This is a genomic window from Bradyrhizobium guangdongense (assembly GCF_004114975.1).
GTDB lineage: Bacteria > Pseudomonadota > Alphaproteobacteria > Rhizobiales > Xanthobacteraceae > Bradyrhizobium > Bradyrhizobium guangdongense.
The window spans coordinates 342,210-362,755 of sequence record NZ_CP030051.1 but is presented as its reverse complement, the minus strand read 5'-3'; the positions used below and the strand labels follow the sequence as shown (position 1 = coordinate 362,755).

Annotated in this window: 19 protein-coding genes; 14 read left to right on the top strand and 5 right to left on the bottom strand. The window is 65.4% G+C overall.

Features of this window, described 5'->3' with window-relative positions:
• Positions 1–10: 10 nt before the first annotated feature.
• Positions 11–1,210: a YbfB/YjiJ family MFS transporter gene (locus X265_RS01710; RefSeq protein ID WP_164938375.1), complete on the top strand. Its 1,200-nt coding sequence runs from the start codon at positions 11–13 to the stop codon at positions 1,208–1,210.
• A gap of 14 nt (positions 1,211–1,224) precedes the next feature.
• Here X265_RS01710 and X265_RS01705 read toward each other — a convergent pair whose 3' ends face one another.
• The 4 genes from X265_RS01705 to X265_RS01690 all read right to left on the bottom strand — a co-directional run bounded on the left by X265_RS01705 (position 1,225) and on the right by X265_RS01690 (position 4,483).
• The gene (locus X265_RS01705; protein WP_128963345.1) at positions 1,225–2,007 is read right to left on the bottom strand and encodes a molybdopterin-binding protein; all 783 of its coding nucleotides are present in this window, start codon (positions 2,005–2,007) and stop codon (positions 1,225–1,227) included.
• 11 nt (positions 2,008–2,018) lie between these two features.
• Positions 2,019–2,648, bottom strand: a complete 630-nt coding sequence (locus tag X265_RS01700; RefSeq protein ID WP_128963344.1) for a cytochrome b/b6 domain-containing protein — start codon at positions 2,646–2,648, stop codon at positions 2,019–2,021.
• Positions 2,649–2,831: 183 nt separating this feature from the next.
• Positions 2,832–3,386, bottom strand: a complete 555-nt coding sequence (locus tag X265_RS01695; protein ID WP_128963343.1) for a fasciclin domain-containing protein — start codon at positions 3,384–3,386, stop codon at positions 2,832–2,834.
• A 335-nt stretch (positions 3,387–3,721) separates the two neighbouring features.
• Positions 3,722–4,483: an SDR family oxidoreductase gene (locus X265_RS01690; protein WP_128963342.1), complete on the bottom strand. Its 762-nt coding sequence runs from the start codon at positions 4,481–4,483 to the stop codon at positions 3,722–3,724.
• A 95-nt stretch (positions 4,484–4,578) separates the two neighbouring features.
• Between X265_RS01690 and X265_RS01685 the strand changes: the two genes are divergently transcribed.
• Both X265_RS01685 and X265_RS01680 read left to right on the top strand, forming a co-directional pair.
• Complete coding sequence (locus X265_RS01685) at positions 4,579–6,108, top strand: malonate--CoA ligase (RefSeq protein ID WP_128963341.1); 1,530 nt, start codon at positions 4,579–4,581, stop codon at positions 6,106–6,108.
• A 26-nt stretch (positions 6,109–6,134) separates the two neighbouring features.
• Positions 6,135–6,632, top strand: a complete 498-nt coding sequence (locus X265_RS01680) for a DUF3658 domain-containing protein (protein WP_164938374.1) — start codon at positions 6,135–6,137, stop codon at positions 6,630–6,632.
• Between the two features lie 117 nt (positions 6,633–6,749).
• Here the strand turns inward: X265_RS01680 and X265_RS01675 are convergent, their stop codons facing one another.
• A complete protein-coding gene (locus X265_RS01675) occupies positions 6,750–7,610 on the bottom strand; it encodes a sulfite exporter TauE/SafE family protein (RefSeq protein ID WP_128963339.1) in 861 nt (286 codons plus the stop codon).
• Positions 7,611–8,135: 525 nt separating this feature from the next.
• On the opposite strand from X265_RS01675, the gene sdhC reads away from it, so the two are divergent.
• The 11 genes from sdhC (at position 8,136) to X265_RS01620 (ending at position 20,482) form a co-directional block, all read left to right on the top strand.
• Entirely contained in the window at positions 8,136–8,537 is a 402-nt protein-coding gene (sdhC, locus tag X265_RS01670; RefSeq protein ID WP_128969101.1) for a succinate dehydrogenase, cytochrome b556 subunit, read from the top strand.
• Entirely contained in the window at positions 8,534–8,938 is a 405-nt protein-coding gene (sdhD, locus tag X265_RS01665) for a succinate dehydrogenase, hydrophobic membrane anchor protein (RefSeq protein WP_128963338.1), read from the top strand. The genes sdhC and sdhD overlap by 4 nt, the downstream gene beginning before the upstream one ends.
• A 3-nt stretch (positions 8,939–8,941) precedes the next feature.
• On the top strand, positions 8,942–10,777 hold the full coding sequence (sdhA, locus tag X265_RS01660; protein WP_128963337.1) for a succinate dehydrogenase flavoprotein subunit: 1,836 nt from the start codon (positions 8,942–8,944) through the stop codon (positions 10,775–10,777).
• A gap of 24 nt (positions 10,778–10,801) precedes the next feature.
• Positions 10,802–11,584 carry a succinate dehydrogenase iron-sulfur subunit gene (locus X265_RS01655; RefSeq protein WP_128963336.1) on the top strand — a complete coding sequence of 261 codons (783 nt, stop codon included), beginning with the start codon at positions 10,802–10,804 and terminating at the stop codon, positions 11,582–11,584.
• Between the two features lie 193 nt (positions 11,585–11,777).
• Positions 11,778–13,931, top strand: a complete 2,154-nt coding sequence (locus tag X265_RS01650) for a hybrid sensor histidine kinase/response regulator (protein ID WP_128963335.1) — start codon at positions 11,778–11,780, stop codon at positions 13,929–13,931.
• Between the two features lie 39 nt (positions 13,932–13,970).
• A complete protein-coding gene (locus X265_RS01645; RefSeq protein WP_128963334.1) occupies positions 13,971–15,917 on the top strand; it encodes an ABC transporter ATP-binding protein/permease in 1,947 nt (648 codons plus the stop codon).
• A 226-nt stretch (positions 15,918–16,143) separates the two neighbouring features.
• Positions 16,144–16,968, top strand: a complete 825-nt coding sequence (locus X265_RS01640; RefSeq protein ID WP_164938373.1) for an FkbM family methyltransferase — start codon at positions 16,144–16,146, stop codon at positions 16,966–16,968.
• A gap of 21 nt (positions 16,969–16,989) precedes the next feature.
• The gene (locus X265_RS01635) at positions 16,990–17,376 is read left to right on the top strand and encodes a VOC family protein (RefSeq protein WP_128963333.1); all 387 of its coding nucleotides are present in this window, start codon (positions 16,990–16,992) and stop codon (positions 17,374–17,376) included.
• Between the two features lie 72 nt (positions 17,377–17,448).
• Positions 17,449–17,934: a pyridoxamine 5'-phosphate oxidase family protein gene (locus tag X265_RS01630; protein ID WP_128963332.1), complete on the top strand. Its 486-nt coding sequence runs from the start codon at positions 17,449–17,451 to the stop codon at positions 17,932–17,934.
• Positions 17,934–18,176 carry a hypothetical protein gene (locus X265_RS01625; RefSeq protein WP_128963331.1) on the top strand — a complete coding sequence of 81 codons (243 nt, stop codon included), beginning with the start codon at positions 17,934–17,936 and terminating at the stop codon, positions 18,174–18,176. The genes X265_RS01630 and X265_RS01625 overlap by 1 nt, the downstream gene beginning before the upstream one ends.
• 188 nt (positions 18,177–18,364) lie before the next feature.
• On the top strand, positions 18,365–20,482 hold the full coding sequence (locus X265_RS01620; protein ID WP_128963330.1) for an OmpA family protein: 2,118 nt from the start codon (positions 18,365–18,367) through the stop codon (positions 20,480–20,482).
• The last annotated feature ends 64 nt before the right edge of the window (positions 20,483–20,546 follow it).

Sequence of the window (20,546 nt, the reverse complement as noted above, 5' to 3'; positions counted from 1 at the left end):
GAGTAGCCCTTTGCACGCCCCTGACCGTCCACCCCCAGCCCATCCCGCGCGGCTGATCCTGACCCTGTCGCTGGCCGCGACCGTCGGGCTCGGCATCGGCCGTTTTGCCTATGCGCTGGTGCTGCCCGACATGCGGGAGGACCTCGGCTGGTCCTATTCGGCGGCCGGGTTCATGAACACCATCAACGCGGTCGGCTATCTCGTGGGCGCACTGGCCGCGTCGCGGCTGATCCGGCGCGTCGGCTGGTCAGCGGCGATCCGCGGCGGAACATTGGCCTGCGTCGCCGCGCTCGCCACCTGCGCGCTGACGGGGAATTTCATCGCGCTGAGCCTGGCGCGCCTGGTGCTGGGCCTCGGGGCCGCGGCCGGCTTCGTTGCCGGCGGCGCGCTGGCTGCGACGATCGCGCAGACGCGTCCGGAGCGCGCCAATTTCCTGCTGAGCCTGTTTTACGCCGGGCCCGGCATCGGCATTCTCTCCTCGGGGCTGATCGCCCCGTTCACGCTGCAGCATTTCGGTCCGGGATCCTGGTGGATCGTGTGGTGGGCGATGACGCTGCTCGCGGCCGCGATGACGGTGCCCTTGTTCCTGGTCCGGATCGAGAGCCGCGCGCGCTTCTCCGAAGACAGCCACGCCTCCTTCGCCATCGTTCCCGTGCTGATCTATCTCGCCGCCTATTTCCTGTTCGGCGCCGGCTACATCGCCTACATGACCTTCATGATCGCCTATGTCCGCGACGGCGGGGGCGGCGCCGCGGCGCAGGCGGCGTTCTGGAGCCTGATCGGCCTATCCGCCTTCGTCACGCCCTGGGCCTGGCGCGGCGTGCTGGCGCTGGACCGCGGCGGCCTCGCCACCGCGATCATCCTCGGCACCAACGCGCTGGGCGCGGCCCTGCCGATCCTCGGCCATTCGCCGGCATGGCTCGGAATCTCGGCGGTGGTGTTCGGCGTCGCCTTCTTCGCCGTGGTCGGCTCGACCACTGCCTTCGTGCGCTTCAACTATCCGCCGGAGGTGTGGCCGACCGCGATCGCGGCGATGACGATCTCGTTCGGCGTCGGCCAGACGCTCGGCCCGATCGTGGTCGGCGCGATCACCGATGCGCTGGGGAGCTTGAGTTACGCACTGAACGTGTCCGCGGCGCTGCTGGCACTGGGTGCGGTGCTGGCGTTGCTGCAACGGAAGCTGGGGCCCGCCAAATCACCGGTGCCGTAGGGTAGAGCAAGCCGTCAGCTTCCGCTGAACGAATTGTAGCCCTGGTCTTCCCAATAGCCGCCCTTGTAGTCGTTGGTGACCTCCATCGAGACCACGTATTTCGGGTTCTTGAAGCCGAGCTTTGTCGGCACGCGGATCTTCATCGGGAAGCCGTAGGCGCGCGGCAAAACCTCGCCCGCGTATTTGAACGTCATCTGCGTCTGCGGATGCAGCGCGGTGCGCATGTCCAGCGGCGAGTTGTAGCCGTCCTTGTCGGCGCATTGGAACCAGACGTATTTCGCGCGCGTATCGGCGCCCACAAGCTTGAGGAAATCGCGCAGGGGCGTGCCGGTCCAGCTGCCGATCGCGCTCCAGCCTTCGACGCAGATATGGCGGGTGATCTGGGTGAATTGCGGGAGCTTGTAGAGCTCGGGCAATGTCCACGACTTCTTGTTGTCCACGAGGCCGCGCACTTCGAGCTTCCAGTCGTCGCCGTCGACATCAGGCGCGTCGTCGAGATCGTAATAGGCGTTGAACGGGAACGGCTTCGTGATCGCGCTTTCGGGGAAGGTCGGCGCCAGCGCATCGGGATTGAAGATGAAAGCCTGCACGGCGTCGTTGAACTTCGAGACCGTCTTCAGCATCTCCTCGGCCGAGGAGGAGTCGACGACATCGCAGCCCGTGAGCAGCGTCAGCGCGCCCAAGCTGGCGCCGCCCGCGATGAAGCGGCGACGGGTCAGGTCCGGCATTGTCTTGAGGGAATCCTTGATCAGCAGCCGCTTGTCGACGCCGGATATCAGGAATGAACGCTTGGCCATGTGTCTCTCCCTCAACGGCCGATGATCATCGCGCGCAGGCTCTTCGGCACCAGCAGCGCGAGCAGCACGTGAACGACGAGGAAAGCGCAGATCGCGGCCATGCAGAAGAAATGGACGTAGCGCGCCGTTGGGTAATCGCCGAACAGCGTCACCAGCCAATGCAGCTGCACCGGCTTCCACATCGACAGGCCCGACAGCACGATCAGCACGCCGACCACGATGATGCCGGCATAGAGCAGGCGCTGGACGTAATTGTAGACGGTGAGATCGTCATGACCGAGCTTGAAAGTCAGCGCCGCCCTGACGTCGTGCAGCACGCCCGAGGGCGTGATCGGCAGCAGCTTTTTCCGGAAACGGCCGGTGGCGAAACCGGTGACGAGATAGGCAAGGCCGTTGACCATCAACAGCCACATCGCCGCAAAATGCCAGAGCAGGCCGCCGCCGAGCCAGCCGCCCAGCGTGTAGTCGCGCGGGAAGCTGAAGCCGAACAGCGGCGAGGCATTGTAGATCTGCCAGCCCGACAGGATCATCAGGATCATGGCAAACGCGTTGGTCCAGTGCATGACGCGGACCCAGACCGGCTGGATCACCTTGGCCTTGATGGCGCTGATCTGCTCGTCGGTCATCGTGAGGCTCGACATGATGGTTCCGTCCTGAAAATCGTCTGACACCCGAATATACGCCGATGTTTCCGCTTTCGTTACGCCGCCTTGGCCATGGAATCGATGCAGGCAGGCTATCACAGTCACAAAAAAGCGAGCCGGGTGCCCCCGGCTCGCCGCTTGTCGCGTCCTGTTCGAGGGATGAAACAGGGCTGCGCGGGGTTACGTCGCCGGCATCAGCACGGTGTCGACCACATGGATCACGCCGTTGGACTGGTTGACGTTGGGAATCGTCACGGTGGAGGAGCCGCCCTTGGCGTCGACGATCATGACGGAGCTGCCGGACTTCTTGACGGTGAGTTCTTCGCCCTCGACGGTCTTCAGCTTCTGACCGTCCTTCAGGTCGGAGGCTTCGAGCTTGCCGGGCACCACGTGATAGGTAAGGATCTTGGTCAGGGTCGCCTTGTTCTCGGGCTTGACCAAGTTGTCGACGGTGCCGGCCGGCAGCTTGCCGAAGGCGGCATTGGTCGGCGCGAACACGGTGAACGGGCCCTTGCCTTCCAGCGTCGGCACCAGGCCGGCCGCCTTCACCGCCGCAACAAGCGTGGTGTGGTCCTTCGAGTTGACGGCGTTCTGGACGATGTTCTTGGACGGGAACATCGCGGCGCCGCCGACCATGACGGTCTTTTCCTCGGCACGCACGGGCGCGACGACGGTCGCGGTGACGGCCAGGGCGCTGAGGGCAGCAGCGGTGAGGTAGGCAATGCGCTTCGACATGGAAGAACTCCCGAATTGGATGTGACCGGCAATGACCGGCGTTTGCGTTGGGCAACAACGGCGTCTGCGACATTCTGACGTGAGGCAGCAGCGCGTCGTTGGCCGAACTACGGGAGGGCTTGCGATGCGGTTTCGGAAAAAAATTCTTTGTGATGGGTGAAACTATGGGACGGAGATTTCGTGTGGTGGCCCCGTTGTCATTGCGAGGAGCTCGCGACAAAATTGCGAAGCAATTTTGCGCTGATGCGACGAAGCAATCCAGACTGTCTCCGCGGATCCATTCCTGGATTGCTTCGCTTCGCTCGCAATGACGAGTTCGTGGCTGCGCCCCCGCCTCAATCCCTATTATTCGGTGTCTGGATAAACCCGCGATTGTGCGTCGGGCTGATCAAGAGCTCGTTGATGCACACGCGCGGCGGCATTGACGCGATGAACGCGATGGTGCGTCCGAGATCTTCCGGCTGCAGCATCTTGGCCTGTTCTTCCGCGCTCGGCACCACGGGGCGGAGCTTCAGGATCGGCGTCGCGACTTCACCCGGCATCAGGCAGCAGGCACGCAGGCCGTTGACGCATTCGTCCATGTTGAAGGAGTGGGTCAGCGCCAGCACTGCATGCTTGGTGGTGGTGTAGGCCGGGCCCGGCATCTTGGAGACGTGACGGCCGGCCCAGGACGAGACGTTGATGATCGAGCCGTCCTGCTGCTTGCGCATCGTCGGCAGCACCGCGCGCATGCAATAGAGCACGCCGTTGAGATTCACCTGGACCAGCTTGTCCCAGCCTTCCAGTTCCATGTCCTTCCAGCTGCGCTTGGGGACGTTGATGCCGGCATTGTTGACGAGCAGGTCGATGCGGCCGTGCTTCGCCACGATCTGATCGGCCGCCTTCTGGGCCGCGGCCGCGTCAGCCACATCAAGCGCCAGCGCCTGGGCGGTCCCTCCGGCCGTGGTTATCTTGGCCACCACGCCTTCCAGGGCGTCCTTGCGGCGGCCGGACACCACCACCGTCCAGCCGTCGGCTGCCAGTGCCTCGGCCCCGGCCTCCCCGATGCCGCTGCCGCCGCCGGTGACCCAAGCCACGCGTTTCCCTGATTTTGTCATGCAAACTGTCTCCGTTGCTTCATCGGGGCGGTTTTTGCTAATCCAGCCCTCGGTTTTGACCGGCCTTGTCAGTCTTGCGGTCGAGGAAATCTTGCATGAACCACGCAGCCAACGCCAACCTGTTTTCCCGCCTGTTCGACGGTCTCGATAACCCCAAGCGGCTCGCGATCGAGACCCATGACGGCGTCCGTATCAGCTATGGCGATCTGATCGCGCGGGCCGGGCAGACGGCGAATGTGCTGGCCGCGCGCGGCGTCAAGCCCGGCGACCGCGTCGCGGTTCAGGTGGAGAAATCCGTCGCCAATATCGTGCTGTATCTCGCAACCGTCAGGGCCGGCGCGGTCTATCTGCCGCTCAACACCGCCTATACGCTGAACGAGCTCGATTACTTCATCAGCGATGCCGAGCCGTCGCTGGTGGTCTGCGATCCCTCCAAGGCGGAAGGCCTCGCGCCGATCGCCGCCAAGGTGAAGGCCAAGGTCGAGACGCTCGGGGCGGACGGCAAGGGCTCGCTGACCGAGGCCGCCGACAAGGCGAGCTCCGAATTCACCACGGTGCGGCGGGCAAGCGACGATCTCGCCGCGATCCTCTACACCTCGGGCACCACGGGGCGCTCCAAGGGCGCGATGCTCAGCCACGACAATCTCGCGTCCAACTCGCTCTCGCTGGTCGACTACTGGCGCTTCACCGACAACGACGTGCTGATCCACGCCCTGCCGATCTACCACACCCACGGCCTGTTCGTGGCGACCAACGTGACGCTGTTCGCGCGGGCCTCGATGATCTTCCTGCCGAAGCTCGATCCTGACCTCATCATCAAGCTGATGGCGCGTGCCACGGTGCTGATGGGCGTGCCGACCTTCTATACCCGCCTGCTTCAGAACCCCGCGCTGTCGCGCGAGACGACCAAGCACATGCGGCTGTTCATCTCGGGCTCGGCGCCGCTGCTGGCCGAGACGCATCGCGAATGGTCCGCGCGCACGGGTCACGCGGTGCTCGAGCGCTACGGCATGACCGAGACCAACATGAACACGTCGAATCCGTACGACGGCGAGCGCGTGCCCGGCGCGGTCGGCTTTCCCCTCCCCGGCGTCTCGGTGCGCGTCACCGAGCCCGAGACCGGCAAGGAATTGCCGCGCGAGGAGATCGGCATGATCGAGGTAAAGGGCCCGAACGTCTTCAAGGGCTATTGGCGCATGCCTGACAAGACCAAGTCGGAATTCCGGCCCGACGGCTTCTTCATCACGGGCGATCTCGGCAAGATCGACGCCAAGGGCTACGTCCACATCCTCGGCCGCGGCAAGGATCTCGTCATCTCAGGCGGCTTCAACGTCTACCCCAAGGAAATCGAGAGCGAGATCGACGCCATGCCGGGCGTGATCGAATCCGCCGTGATCGGCGTGCCCCATGCCGATTTCGGCGAGGGCGTCACCGCCGTGCTGGTGCGCCAGCCCGGCGCGAGCATCGATGAAACGGCCGTGCTGAAGGGCCTGGAAGGACGCCTCGCGAAATTCAAGATGCCCAAGCGCGTCTTCGTCGTCGACGAACTGCCGCGCAACACCATGGGCAAGGTGCAGAAGAACATCCTGCGCGATACGTACAAGGATATTTACGCGAAGAAATAGGGGGCGGATGCTCCGGGATGGGGGACATGAACCGAGAGCAGGCGGTCCGGATCAACGATCATCTTCTTGAGGCTTGTGCGGCATTGGATCGAGCCCGCATGGCGATCGCAGGGCTTGCCAAAGCCGAGAGGATAAAGCTCGGAGACTGGCTCGACGGCGTCGTCGGCGCTTTAGAGGACGAGTTGCTCCAACCGATCTACGATCAGCATCCGGATCTCAAGCCTCCAAAGTCCAACCGGGAACCATATGAGTATGTCTGTGAGCTCGCATGGGATGAGGTGCAGCTCCCGCCGGGAGTCACCGAGCAGCAGCTCGACGAGATCATTTTTTCGGTCATGAAGCCGACCTGGCGGAAGACCGCGGCGATAGTCACCCGTGCGGTGGATCGCTGCAAAGAGCTTGGATTGCCGATCGACGACAAGATGATTGCCGCGCGATTGAAAGTGCTTTCGGATTCCGACCGCATCGAAGGCATCGGCGATATCCGATCGTGGCTCCACAGCGAAGTGCGATTGAAGGACTAACTCGGTCGCGCTACGCGTGCTCTTGTGGGGCACGCGCTCTACCCGTCAATCCAGAGTGCCTCCGCGGAAAGATTCGGGATTGCTTCGCTCCGCTCGCAATGACGGAATTCTTGGCGCCTACTGTCCGCCCAACAAGCTCATCACAAACCTACTGCCGACGATGAACAGGTAGCACCCGAACGCCATTTCCAGCGTGCGCTTCGACATCGCGTGTGCGGCTCGCACGCCGAGCGGTGCGGTGACGAGGCTCATCGGCATCACCAGCACGGCGCCGATCAACGAGACGTAGCCAAATGCGAAGGGGACTTGCAGGGCGGTGACGGCGGGATAGGTCGCCGCCGCCGGCCAGCCGGCGTAGATGTAGCCGAGCGCGCCGGGGATCGAGATCAGCACCGCGAGCGCGGATGAGGTTGCGACCGCCTGGTGGATGGGACGTCCGTAGAAGGTCATCAGCAAATTCGAGAACAGGCCGCCGCCGATGCCCATCAGCGTCGAGAGAATGCCGACGCAGAAGCCGTAGAGGCGCATCAAGGGTCCCGTGGGCAGTTCGTCACCGAACTTCCACCCTTGACGCGCGAAGATCAGACGCGCCGCCGCGGAATAAGCGACGGCGACGAACACGATCTTGAACAGCTTCTCCGGCGCGTAGCGCGCGACGACGCTCCCGGCGGCGACGCCGATGACGATCGGGAGCCACCACATGCGCAGGATCGTCATGTCGACGGCGCCGCGCCTGTAATGCGCCTGGAACGAGCTGACCGACGTCGGGATGATCACCGCGAGCGAGGTGCCGATGCAGAGCGGCATGCGCACTTCGAGCGGCACACCGGCGAGGCGGAAGCATTCGTAGAACACCGGCACGAGAATCGCGCCGCCGCCGATGCCGAACACGCCGGCCAGGAATCCGGACAGCGCGCCGGTTGCGATCAGCAACAGCGCGAGTTCGATGATCTCCTTGATGTCGAGACCTGCAATCACCCCTGACCTGCCCCCGCCGACTGGCCGCAGCGTCTCCGGAACCTCCGCCCAGATTCGGCTGCAAGCCAAGCTGTAGGTGATCCGGCTGACCCGGTCGATATGCCGGGGTCTGCCGTCTTGGGTGGAATGCAGGTTGCGCATATCCTCCGCAGAGCGGAAAATCGATGCGCGGGACGGAAATCGGAGAGGGTTCGCCCGCCATCCGCCGCATGGTCGGCGTCAGGAGGTGACCGGTTCGAGTTGCGATCGGCCGGCGGCGGCTTTGGAGCCGTTCCAATAGCGATTTCAATGCCCCTCGCCGATGGCGTCAAAGGGTGAATTGATATTCTCTCCTTCGGCGGCACACCATCACTCTGGTATACCAAGCCCCTGATTGACCTTGGTTCATCAGCGTTCTAGAGCTGAACGGCGGTTCGATTTATGGCGATTTGGTGATTGCGCAGGGCAAATCGACTCCGTAAATAGAGCCGACCTTTCGCGATCCCCGCGCGCCCCATGCTGGGCCGCAACAAACATCAAAAGCCCATGACCGCACGGATCGAACGACCGCTTTCACCACACATGCAAGTCTACCGCTGGACGTTGACGATGGCGCTGTCCATCGTCCATCGCGCCACCGGTATTGCCCTCTATGTCGGGACCCTGCTGCTGGCCTGGTGGCTGATCGCAGCGGCGTCAAACTCCGCCGGGGCCTACGCCAATGTGCAGGCTTTCACCGGCAGCATCATCGGCCGCCTCATCGTGTTCGGCTACACCTGGGCGCTGATGCACCACATGCTGAGCGGTATCCGCCATTTCGTGTGGGACCTCGGCTTCGGCTTCAAGGCCAATGAGCGCGAAGCGCTGACCTGGGCCGTCCTGATCGGCGGCATCGTGCTGACGATCCTGATCTGGATCGTCGCCTACGCGATCGGAGGTGTACGATGAGCGCAGCCGATACGCCCAAGCGCAGCATGCGTACCCCGCTCGGCCGCGTCCGCAATCTCGGGGCCGCGCATTCCGGCACGTCTGATTTCTGGCGCCAGCGCATCACCGGCGTCGCCATGACGTTGCTGATGATCCCGGTGATCGTCATCGTCATGATGACGCTCGGCAGTAACCAGGCCGGCGCCAAGGTGATCCTCGGCTCGCTGCCGATCGCGGTGATCATGCTGCTCTTCATCATCGCCAGCGCCTGGCACATGAAGATCGGCATGCAGGTCGTGATCGAGGACTACGTTCATAACGAGAAGCTGAAGCTCGTCTCGATCATGCTCAACAACTTCTTCTCGATCGCCGTGGCGCTCGCCTCGACCTACGCGATCCTGAAACTCGCATCCGGAGTGTAACCCATGGCCACCACAACGAATGGCACGGGCAACGGCGCTCCCGCCACCAACGGCAAAGCCTATCCGATCGAAGACCACACCTATGACGTCGTCGTGGTCGGCGCCGGCGGCGCCGGCCTGCGCGCCGTGGTCGGCTGCAGCGAGGCGGGCCTGCGCACCGCCTGCATCACCAAGGTGTTTCCGACCCGCTCGCACACCGTTGCGGCGCAGGGCGGCATCTCGGCCTCGCTCGGCAACATGCACAAGGACGACTGGCGCTGGCACATGTACGACACCGTGAAGGGGTCGGACTGGCTAGGGGACCAGGACGCGATCGAATACATGGTGCGCAACGCGCCAGCAGCCGTCTACGAGCTCGAGCATTGGGGCGTGCCGTTCTCGCGCACCGAGGACGGCAAGATCTACCAGCGCCCGTTCGGCGGCATGACCATGGACTACGGCAAGGGCCAGGCACAACGCACCTGCGCCGCCGCCGACCGCACCGGCCACGCCATGCTGCACACGATGTACGGCCAGTCGCTGCGCCACGCGGCCGAGTTCTTCATCGAATTCTTCGCCATCGACCTGATCATGGACGACCAGGGCGCCTGCCGCGGCGTCATCGCGCTCAAGCTCGACGACGGCACGCTGCATCGTTTCCGCGCGCAAACCACGATCCTGGCGACGGGAGGCTACGGCCGTGCCTACGCCTCCTGCACCTCGGCCCATACCTGCACCGGCGACGGCGGCGGCATGGTGCTGCGCGCCGGCCTGCCGCTCCAGGACATGGAGTTCGTCCAGTTCCACCCGACCGGCATTTATGGTGCGGGCTGCCTCGTCACGGAGGGCGCCCGCGGCGAAGGCGGCTATCTCGTCAACTCCGAAGGCGAGCGCTTCATGGAGCGCTATGCGCCGTCGGCTAAGGACCTCGCCTCGCGCGACGTCGTCTCGCGCGCGATGACCATCGAGATCCGCGAAGGCCGCGGCGTCGGGAAGAAGAAGGACCACATCTTCCTTCATCTCGATCATCTCGATCCCGCCGTGCTCGCCGAGCGCCTGCCCGGTATCTCCGAATCCGCCAAGATCTTCGCCAATGTCGACGTGACGCGGGAGCCGATCCCGATCGTGCCGACCACGCACTACAACATGGGCGGCATCCCGACGAACTATCACGGCGAAGTGCTGACCAAGAAGGATGGCGACGACAATGCCGTGGTCCCCGGCCTGATGGCGCTGGGTGAAGCGGCCTGTGTCTCCGTGCACGGCGCCAACCGCCTCGGCTCCAACTCGCTGATCGACCTCGTCGTGTTCGGCCGTGCCGCGGCGTTGCGCTGCGCCGAGAAGCTGACGCCCAACGCCGAGCAGCCGGAGCTGCCGGCAAACTCCGCCGAACAAGCGCTCAGCCGTCTGGACCATTTCCGCTACGCCTCCGGCGGCACGCCGACCGCAAAGCTGCGTGAAGGCATGCAGCACGTGATGCAGAACAATTGCGCGGTGTTCCGCACCGGTGAAGTCCTGAGCGAGGGCCAGAACCTGATCGCGAAGGTTCACAGCGGCATCGCCGACATCGCCGTGTCCGATCGCTCGCTGGTGTGGAATTCGGACCTGGTCGAGACGCTGGAGTTCGACAACCTGATCGGGCAGGCAGTGGTGACGATGAATTCGGCCGCCAACCGCACCGAGAGCCGCGGCGCGCATGCGCGCGAGGACTATTCCGAGCGCGACGACAAGAACTGGATGAAGCACACGCTGGCCTGGCTGGACGATGCCGGCAAGGTCAAGATCGAGTACCGTCCGGTTCACGACTACACCATGACCAACGACGTGCAGTACATCCCGCCGAAAGCGCGCGTGTACTGAGCGAACAGCGAAGGCCTTAATCGAATGGTTGAATTCGCACTTCCGAAGAACTCGAAGATCACCGGCGGCAAGACCTGGCCGAAGCCCGCGGGCGCGACCGAGACGCGCGAGTTTCGCGTCTATCGCTGGAACCCCGATGACGGCAAGAATCCGAGCGTCGACACCTATTACGTCGACGTCAACGATTGCGGTCCGATGGTGCTGGACGGCCTGATCTGGATCAAGAACCACATCGACCCGTCGCTGACCTTCCGCCGCTCCTGCCGCGAAGGCGTCTGCGGCTCCTGCGCCATGAATATCGATGGCCAGAACACGCTGGCCTGCACCCGCTCGATGCACGACGTGAAGGACGGCGCGGTGAAGGTCAATCCGCTGCCGCACCAGCCGGTGGTGAAGGATCTGGTTCCCGACCTGACCAATTTCTACGCGCAGTACGCTTCCGTCGAGCCGTGGCTGAAGACGACCTCGCCGACGCCGCAGAAGGAATGGCGCCAGAGCCACGAGGACCGCGAGAAGCTCGACGGCCTCTACGAGTGCATCCTGTGCGCCTGCTGCTCGACCTCCTGCCCGAGCTATTGGTGGAACAGCGACCGCTATCTCGGCCCCGCGGCCCTGCTCCAGGCCAACCGCTGGGTGTCTGACTCGCGTGACGAAGCGACCGGCGAGCGGCTCGACAATCTCGAGGACCCGTTCCGGCTGTATCGCTGCCACACCATCATGAACTGCGCCAAGGCCTGCCCGAAGGGCCTGAACCCGGCCGAAGCCATCGCCGAGCTCAAGCTCAAGATGGTCGAGCGCCAGATCTGAGACCCTCCTGGTCCCGCGGTAACCCCGGCCGAAACGGCCGGGGCGTTCTCCGAACGGAAGAATTTTAGGGAGAATCTTCTCCATCCCGCGGCACGCGCGAATTGGCGGGTTGCAACCTCCGGTTCCGCCATAAGCCGCTTCCTTCCCGGCGCACGATTCAAGTAAGCTCTCCGGTCGGGGGACCGGAGCGACCGTGCAGGGCCTGCAACGCAATTCGCTGAAACTGCTGCGGTGGATGATGGTTGCATCCCTGGCGCTGCCGATTGCGCTGTTCGCCATTGCCTCCGCCATCTCGTACCACTCGACACTGGAGATCGCCGACCGGGAGATCGAGCGCGCGCTCGATGTCGCGCATGAGCACGCGCTCAAGGTGTTCGAGACCATCGATCGCAGCCTTGCCGAACTCAACGAGGTCGTGCGCGACCTGCCCGACGATGTCATCCGGTCCCGGGAAGGCGCGCTGCACCTGCGCCTGAAGCAGCTCTCCGATTCGCTGCCGCAGCTCAAATCGGCCTGGATCTTCGATGCCAACGGCAAGGCGCTGGTCAACAGCCTGGCGTCACCGCCGCCGGAGCAGAGCTTTGCCGATCGCGATTACTTCTATGCCCATGTCGACCAGAGCATCGGCACTTACATCGGCGCCACGCTGACGCCGCGCCTGCCCTATCAGGGCGCGCGCTTCTTCGGCGTCAGCCGCCGCCGCTGGTCCGAGGACGGCAGCTTCACCGGCGTGATCCAGGCCTCCGTGCTGCCGGAATATTTCGAGAGCTTCTACGCCAGGATCGGCACCGATCCCGGCAGCTTCTTTGCGATGGGACGCACCGACGGCACGATGCTGGCGCATTTCCCGCGCCTTGACCACGACTTCCGGCTCGATCCCAACGGCCCGGTCGGCCGGAGCATCGCGGTCCATCCCGATCATGGGCTGATGACCATCGCCTGGCCATCGGACGGGATCGAGCGGCGGATCGGCTACCGGCGCGTCGCCGAATATCCGATCTATGTCAGCGCCGGCTTCGAGACTTCGGCGATCCGCGCGCGCTGGCTCGCCGCCATCAGCCAGCATCTGGTGTTCGGCGCTCCCGCGACCGCGCTGCTGTTCGTGCTGCTCGCCTTCGCCTTCCGGCGCACCCAGCATCTCCAGCTCGAAGCGGCAAAGCGGCGCGAAGCGGAGGAGGCGCTCAAGCACAGCCAGCGGCTGGAGGCACTGGGCCAGCTCACCGGCGGCGTCGCGCACGATTTCAACAACCTCCTGACCGTGATCCGCGCCTCCGTCGATCTCTTGAACCGGCCGCAACTGAGCGAGGAGCGGCGGCAGCGCTACATCACGGCGATCGCGGAGGCCGTGGCGCGCGCGGCCAAGCTGACCTCGCAACTTCTCGCCTTTGCGCGGCGTCAGACCTTGAAGCCGGAAGTGTTCGACGCCGGCGATCGCATGCAGTCGCTGCGCGACATGCTCTCGACGCTGCTGGGGCCTGCGATCGAGATCGTGATGCAGCTGCCGGCCGAGCCCTGCCTCGTCAATGCCGATGCCGGCCAGTTCGAGACGGCCCTGATCAACATGGCGACCAACGCGCGCGACGCCATGCAAGGCAAGGGCCGGATCGTCTTCACCGTGCACGCGGCGACATCAGTGCCTGAAACGCTCGCGCCTGCGTCGGGCAGCCAGGCCGCAAAAGGTCTTGGCTTCATCTGCGTTGCGGTCAGCGATACCGGCATCGGCATTCCCGCCGCACAATTGGGCCGCATATTCGAGCCGTTCTTCACCACCAAGCAGGTCGGCCAGGGCACTGGCCTCGGCCTGTCGCAGGTGTTCGGCTTCGCCCGGCAATCCGGCGGCGAAGTCACCGTGATCAGCGAGGTCGGAAAAGGCAGCACCTTCTCGCTCTATCTGCCGCGCGCGCCGGCGGCGCTGTTGCCCTGGAGCCAGGCGCCGACCACCGCGCCTGCCGTCGCCGGGAGCGGCATGTCGGTGCTGGTCGTCGAGGACAACATCGAGCTCGGCAATTTCGCCGCCGACGGGCTCACCGAGCTCGGCTACAGCATCACGCTGGTCGACAACGCAACCGACGCGCTCGCCGAGCTCGTCAGCGACGCCGATCGATTCGACGTCGTGTTCTCCGACGTCGTGATGCCCGGGATGACCGGGCTCGATCTGGCGCAGGCCATGCGCGATCGCTGCATCAACGTTCCGATCGTGCTGACCACCGGCTACAGCCACACCTTGTCCCAGGACGGCGTCGCCGGCTTCGAGCTGGTGCAGAAGCCCTATTCGATTGAGGAGCTGTCGCGCGTGCTGCACCAGGCCGCGCGGCTGAAACAGGTGCGCGACGGCGCCGCCGAGTGAGACGGGGAACCCGAGGGAACCGGACGGCGTTGTCCCCTTATGCAGAAGCCGGTCCGGACAAAGGAGCAGGGCAAGACAGCGCCCATTGTGAAGGTCACCGGCGAGAACGGCGATGAGGTCGCGCCGCCACCGCCCGAATTGCTGGAGCCTGATCCCGAGCTGACGCCCGAAGAGGCCGAGCAGGCGCGCAAGGATTATCTCCTCACCCGCTTCTGGATCAGCGCGCGCGGTTTCTGGAGCCGCAAGGGCGATCGCCTGGCCTGGCCGTTCTCCATCGGCCTCGTCGCGCTGATCGTCCTGACCGTCGGCTTCCAATACGGCATCAATGTCTGGAATCGCGCGATCTTCGACGCCATCGAGAAACGCGATGCGACCACCGTCTTCCACCTCACCGCAATGTTCTTCCCGCTCGCCATCGGCAGCATCGTGCTCGGCGTCGCGCAGGTGTTTGCGCGCATGGGCATCCAGCGGCGCTGGCGCGCCTGGCTCACGAGCAGCGTGCTGACGCGCTGGCTCGAGAATGGACGCTACTACCAGCTCAACCTCGTCGGCGGCGACCACGACAATCCCGAATACAGGATCGCCGAGGATCTCCGCGTCGCGACGGACTCCCCGGTCGACTTTCTCGCCGGCGTCACCTCCGCGCTGCTGTCGGCCGCGACCTTCATCGTCGTGCTCTGGACCATCGGCGGCGCCCTCACGATCACCTTCGCAGGATCGGCGATCACCATTCCCGGCTTTCTCGTGATTGCCGCGATCCTCTATGCCATCATCGCTTCCGGCTCGATCCTGGTGATCGGCCGCCAATTCGTGCAGGTCTCCGAGGACAAGAACCAGGCCGAAGCCGATTTCCGCTACACGCTGACGCGTGTGCGCGAGAATGGCGAGAGCATCGCGCTGCTCGGCGGCGAGGAGGAGGAGCGCGGCGGCATCGACCGCAATTTTACCAACGTGCTCAGGCAATGGGCGCGGCTGGCCGGCCAGCACATGCGCACCACGTTGGTGTCGCAGGGATCGAGCCTGGTTGCTCCCGTCGTCCCCCTCCTGCTATGTGCGCCAAAATTCCTCGACGGCAGCATGAGCCTCGGGCAGGTGATGCAGGCCGCCTCCGCCTTCACCATCGTGCAGGGCGCGTTCGGCTGGCTGGTCGACAATTATCCGCGGCTGGCCGACTGGAATGCCTGCGCGCGCCGCATCGCCTCGCTAATGATGTCGCTCGACGGCCTCGAGCGCGCCGAGCAGGGCGACGGGCTCGGCCGCATCAAGCGCGGCGAGACCGGCAACGAGGCCATGCTGGAGCTGAGGGATCTCTCCGTCACGCTTGATGACGGCACCGCCGTGGTCGGCGAGACCGAGGTGGTGATCGCACCGGGCGAGCGGCTTCTGGTCGCCGGCGAATCCGGCACCGGCAAGAGCACGCTGGTGCGCGCCATTGCGGGCCTCTGGCCGTGGGGCGGCGGCAGCGTCAATTTCCACCCCGACAGGCGGCTGTTCATGCTGCCGCAGCGGCCCTACGTCCCCTCAGGATCTTTGCGCCGGGCGGTCGCCTATCCCGGCACGGCCGAGAACTGGAGCGAGGAGGAGATCGGCGAAGCCCTGCACAAGGTCGGCCTCGACCATCTCAAGGAGAAGATCGAGGAGGAGGGGCCGTGGGACCAGACGCTGTCAGGCGGCGAGAAGCAGCGCCTCGCTTTCGCGCGGCTGCTCTTGCACAACCCCGACATCGTCGTGCTGGATGAAGCGACCTCCGCGCTCGACGAGAAGAGCCAGGACAAGATGATGAAGATGGTCACCGACGAGCTGCGAGAGGCCACCATCGTCAGCGTCGCGCATCGCGTCGAGTTGGAGGCCTTCCACAGCCGCAAGATCGTGCTGGAGCGCCGCAAGGGCGGCGCCAGGCTGGTCAGCGACGTCGACCTGATCCCGCGCAAGGGCAAACGAAAGCTGCTCGGCCGCTTCCTGCGCCAGCGCAAGAAGGCGGCGTGAGGCTTTCTCTGCGTCATCCCGGACAAGCGCGCCTCAAAGCGCGCGCAGATCCGGGATCCATACCCACAGGGAGAGGTTTGGCGAAGACTCGGAGTGAGCATCTCGCGTCACATTCCTCCCTGTGGTTATCGATCCCGGGCTCGCTTCGCGCCCCGGGATGACAGTGAGTTTGGAGTCCCCGCCAAAACCCGCTATGCATGCGCCGCCTGCAACGAGGACCGCCTGCTTGACGCCCGACAACGCCCTTTCGACTGCACCGTTTGGCACGTTTGCGCCCAATGCAGCGCAGGCCGCCATTATCAGCCTCGTGCAAGCGTCGGGGCTGAAGCGCGGCGCATTCCGGCCCTGGATGTCGCGGCTGGTCAACCTGCTGCGCGGCGGCCCGGTCGACGTGCACTATCAGGGTGCCTCGTTCCGCTTCTATCACCAGGGCAGCGCCACCGAACGCGGCGCGCTGTTCAACCCCGACTATAACATCGATGAGCTCGACTTCCTGCGCCGGTACACGCCGGCGGGCGGCACCTTCGTCGATGTCGGGGCCAATGTCGGCACCTTCGCGCTGGTGATGGCGCGGCAGGTGGGGACCTCGGGCAAGGTGGTTGCGATCGAGCCGCATCCGCTGACGTTCGGACGGCTCGCCTTCAACCATGCCGCATCAAAAGCAACGCAGGTCCGCCTGGTGCAGGCCGCCGCGGGCGATGCCGACGGCGAGCTGATGATCGAGAGCGGCGGCGGAAATCTCGGCGCCACGCATGTCATCACCGGCACCCCCGGCACGGATGCGATCAAGGTGCCGTCGTTGCGGCTGACGCGCATCCTCGAAGAAGCCGGCGTCACACAGGTCGATTCGCTCAAGATCGACGTCGAGGGCTTTGAGGACCGCGTGCTGATCGGCTTCTTCCGCGACGCGCCGCCATCGCTGTGGCCGCGCGCGGTCGTGATCGAGCATTTGTCACAAAACGAATGGCAGCAGGATTGTATCGGTGACATGGTCGCGCGCGGCTATGCGATCGCGCGCAAGACGAGAAGCAATACGTTCCTGTCACGCTGACGACGAACAACGGAGGTTGTTATGATCGATCATATGGGCTTGTCCGTCTCCGACTATGAGGCGGCGAAGGCGTTCTACAGCAAGGCGCTGGCGCCGCTCGATTACAGCCTGATCATGGAGGTGGCGGCGGAGCAGACCGGCCACGCCGCGGCCGCCGGCTTCGGCGCCGACGGCAAGCCGGATTTCTGGATCGGCGGCGGAGGCGCGATGAACAAGCCGGTGCATGTGGCGATCGCTGCGAAAGACCGCGCCACCGTGGATGCGTTCTACAAGGCTGCGATGGCCGCGGGCGGCCGCGACAACGGACCGCCCGGCCTTCGCCCGCATTATCACGCGAACTATTACGGCGCCTTCGTGCTCGACCCGGACGGCCACAACATCGAGGCGGTCTGTCACGCGCCGGAATAGACCGGTTCCATTCTTCGGCGGGAACATCGCATCCCGCACGCTGTTATCGTCGCTTGCAAGAAGGAGCACGATATGGCCAACGACAATGCGCGCGACGTCGATCGCGCCTGGGAGCTGATGAAGAAGATCGGCTTTGCCATGCTGGTGACACGCGACGGCGAAAAGCTGCGCGCGCGGCCGATGAGCGCCTATCTCGATCGCGACGCGAACACGATATATTTCTTGACGGACGCACGGCGTCACAAGGACGAGGAGATTGCTCGCAATCCCTCGATCAACCTGTCATTCGCCGATGCCGGCAGTCAGAAATATGTCTCCCTGACGGGCACTGCGGCCATCTCCAATGACCGGGCCAAGATCAAGGAGCTTTTCTCGACGCCGGCCAAGGCGTGGTGGGACTCTGCCGAAGATCCCAACATTCGCGTGCTCAAGGTCACGCCCGATGATGCCGAGTTCTGGGATTCGCCGGGTACGGTGATCTCCTACGTGAAGATGGCCGCAGCAGCGGTGACGAATACGCGTCCCGACATCGGCGACAATCGCAAGGTCTCGATGTGATGCCGATCGAACCGCCCGAGATACCACCATCGACGCCCGGCACGCCCGTTGAGCCGCCGCCGGGAATTCCGCCGGGCAATCCGCAGCCCGAGATCACGCCGCCGGTGCGCGAGCCCGGCGAATCACCGAGCCCCGATGAATTGCCGGGCCGCATCCCCGAAGAGATTCCATCGCGTGGACCGGACGGTCCGCTCACGCCTAATCCTGCGACGGATGCCAATTCGTCGCAGGACCGCATGTGAGACTGCAGCGATTACATATGGGGCGATTGCAACCAGCGTCTGAATGCGCAATGAACGTCGCGATCGTGACGTGATTTGCGTGCAGAAATAAATCGGGCCGCGACCGCTTCGCCCGCCACAATGCGGCCTAACGCGTAGCCGTTCATCACCAGACTTCGTCAAAGAACCTTCCGGGGAAGTTGAACCACATGACCAACCTTCGTTTCGTGCTGCTTGCCACGACGGCTCTGACCGCGATGCAATTCGCAAGCTCCGCATCGCACGCGCAATCCGCGCCGCCACTCGTGGTCGCGCAGGCCCAGCCAGAGACGGGCCCTGACGGAAAACCGAAGCAGCCTCCGAAGGAAGCGCCGAAGGGGCCGCCGCCCGGCGCGCGTCCGGCGACGCCGCCTCCGCCGCCTGCGGCTCCCGCCCATCCGACTGCACCGCCGCCCGCGGCGGCACCGCCGCATCCGCCTGCCGCACCTCCGCCGGCTGCCGCGCCGTCACGCCCGACGCCGCCGCCTCCGCCGCCCGCAACTCATCAGGCGCCTCCTCCGCCTCCGCCGCCGCCTGCTGCACCCAAGCCGCCGACGCCGCCTCCGGCGCCGCAGCAGCATGCTCCGACACCACCGCCTCCGGGCGCAGCGCCGCAGCAACATGCGCCGACGCCGCCTCCGCCCCCAGCGCCGCAGCAGCACGCCCCCACACCGCCGCCTCCGGCTGCGGCTCCGCAGCAGCACGCTCCGACACCGCCCCCTCCGCCGCCTGTGACGGCGCCGGGGCGGCCGGCTGCGCCGCCTCCGCCTCCGCCTTCAGCGGCTCCTGGCGCAAGACCCGCGCCAGCTCCGACGGCAACGCCGACGCCGTCGCCCGCAGCGCCGGCACTTCGCCCGGAAGCAACGACTGCTACGCCGACACCCACGCCCACGCCGACTGTGACCCCAGTGCGCCCCGGCGCTCCGCCGGCCGCAGGGGCACCAGCTCCGGCTGCCACGCCGGCACCAACTGGCACCCCGACGCCGGTGCCCGCACGTCCGGGCGCCCCGCCAGCTGCAGGCCCGACTCCGACGCCAACCCCGGCTCCCGGCGGCGCTGTGGCGCCTCCCGGCCGTCAGGGTGGAGCGCCGGCTGCGGGCGCGCCCACGGCTGGAACACCGCCTGTGACGCCGCAGGCGGGCGCCGTGCAGCGTCCCCCGGCACCGCCGCCCGGCGCCGCTGCACCGACGGTCGTCCCGGCCACGCCGGCCGCAGCGCCGCCGCCCAACAAGGCTCAGTACGCCCCGCCGACGGTTGCACCGGCCTTCCGCGCCGCGCCGGCCGTTGCCGCCCCGCTGCCGCCGCCGCCGCGTCCGCCGCAGCGTGACCTGACGCCGCTGGCGTTCGGTGCGGGCGTGGTCGCCGGTGCCGTGATCGGCGCCACCATCGCCGACTACCGCAATCAGCGGCAGGAAGTCGTCGAAGGCGGCCGCACCATCTACACCGAGCCGGACCGCATCATCATCCGCGACCCCAGCGGTCAGGAATATGTCCGCGGCAACGATCTCTATCGCTTCCGCTATGGCGCCCGCGACATCCGCACCGAGACCGTCGGCGGCGAGACCCGCACCGTCGTGATCCGTCCCGACGGCAGCGAGGTGATCACCGTGGTCGGTCCCGATGGTTCGCTGCTCCGCCGAATCCGCAGGGACCCCGGCGGGCGCGAGATCATCATCATCGACAACACCTATCGCGACCCGCGCGCGGTCGGCGGCTTCTATGTCGACGTGCCGCCGCCGGTCGTGAGCATCCCCTACGATCGCTACATCGTCGATGCCCAGGAAGCATCGCCGGACGTGATCTACGAGACGATGCGGGCGCCGCCGGTGCAGCGGATCGAGCGACGCTACTCGCTCGACGAGATCCGCTACTCGCCGAACGTCCGCATGGCGATGCCGAGCGTCGACGTCAACACGATCAACTTCGAGACGGGATCGTGGACCATTCCGCCTGATCAGGCGGCGCGGCTCCAGGTGATCGCCGACGGCATCAACCAGGCGATCCGGGCCAACCCGCAGGAGGTGTTCCTGATCGAGGGCCACACCGACGCGGTCGGCAACGACGTAGACAATTTGTCGCTGTCGGATCGCCGGGCGCAGGCCGCGGCCGAACTACTGACCCAGCAGTTCGGCGTACCTGCCGAGAACCTGACGTCGCAGGGCTACGGCAAGCAGTACCTGAAGGAGCAGACCGACGGCCCGAGCCGGATCAACCGGCGCGTCACCGTCCGTCGCATCACGCCGCTATTGAACGGCGGCCAGGCCAACGCGGCCCCGCCGCCGCGCTGAGGCGGTCGCAAAAAGAAAATGGCCGGGAGCGATCCCGGCCATTTTTGTTTTGGTTGTGACGCGC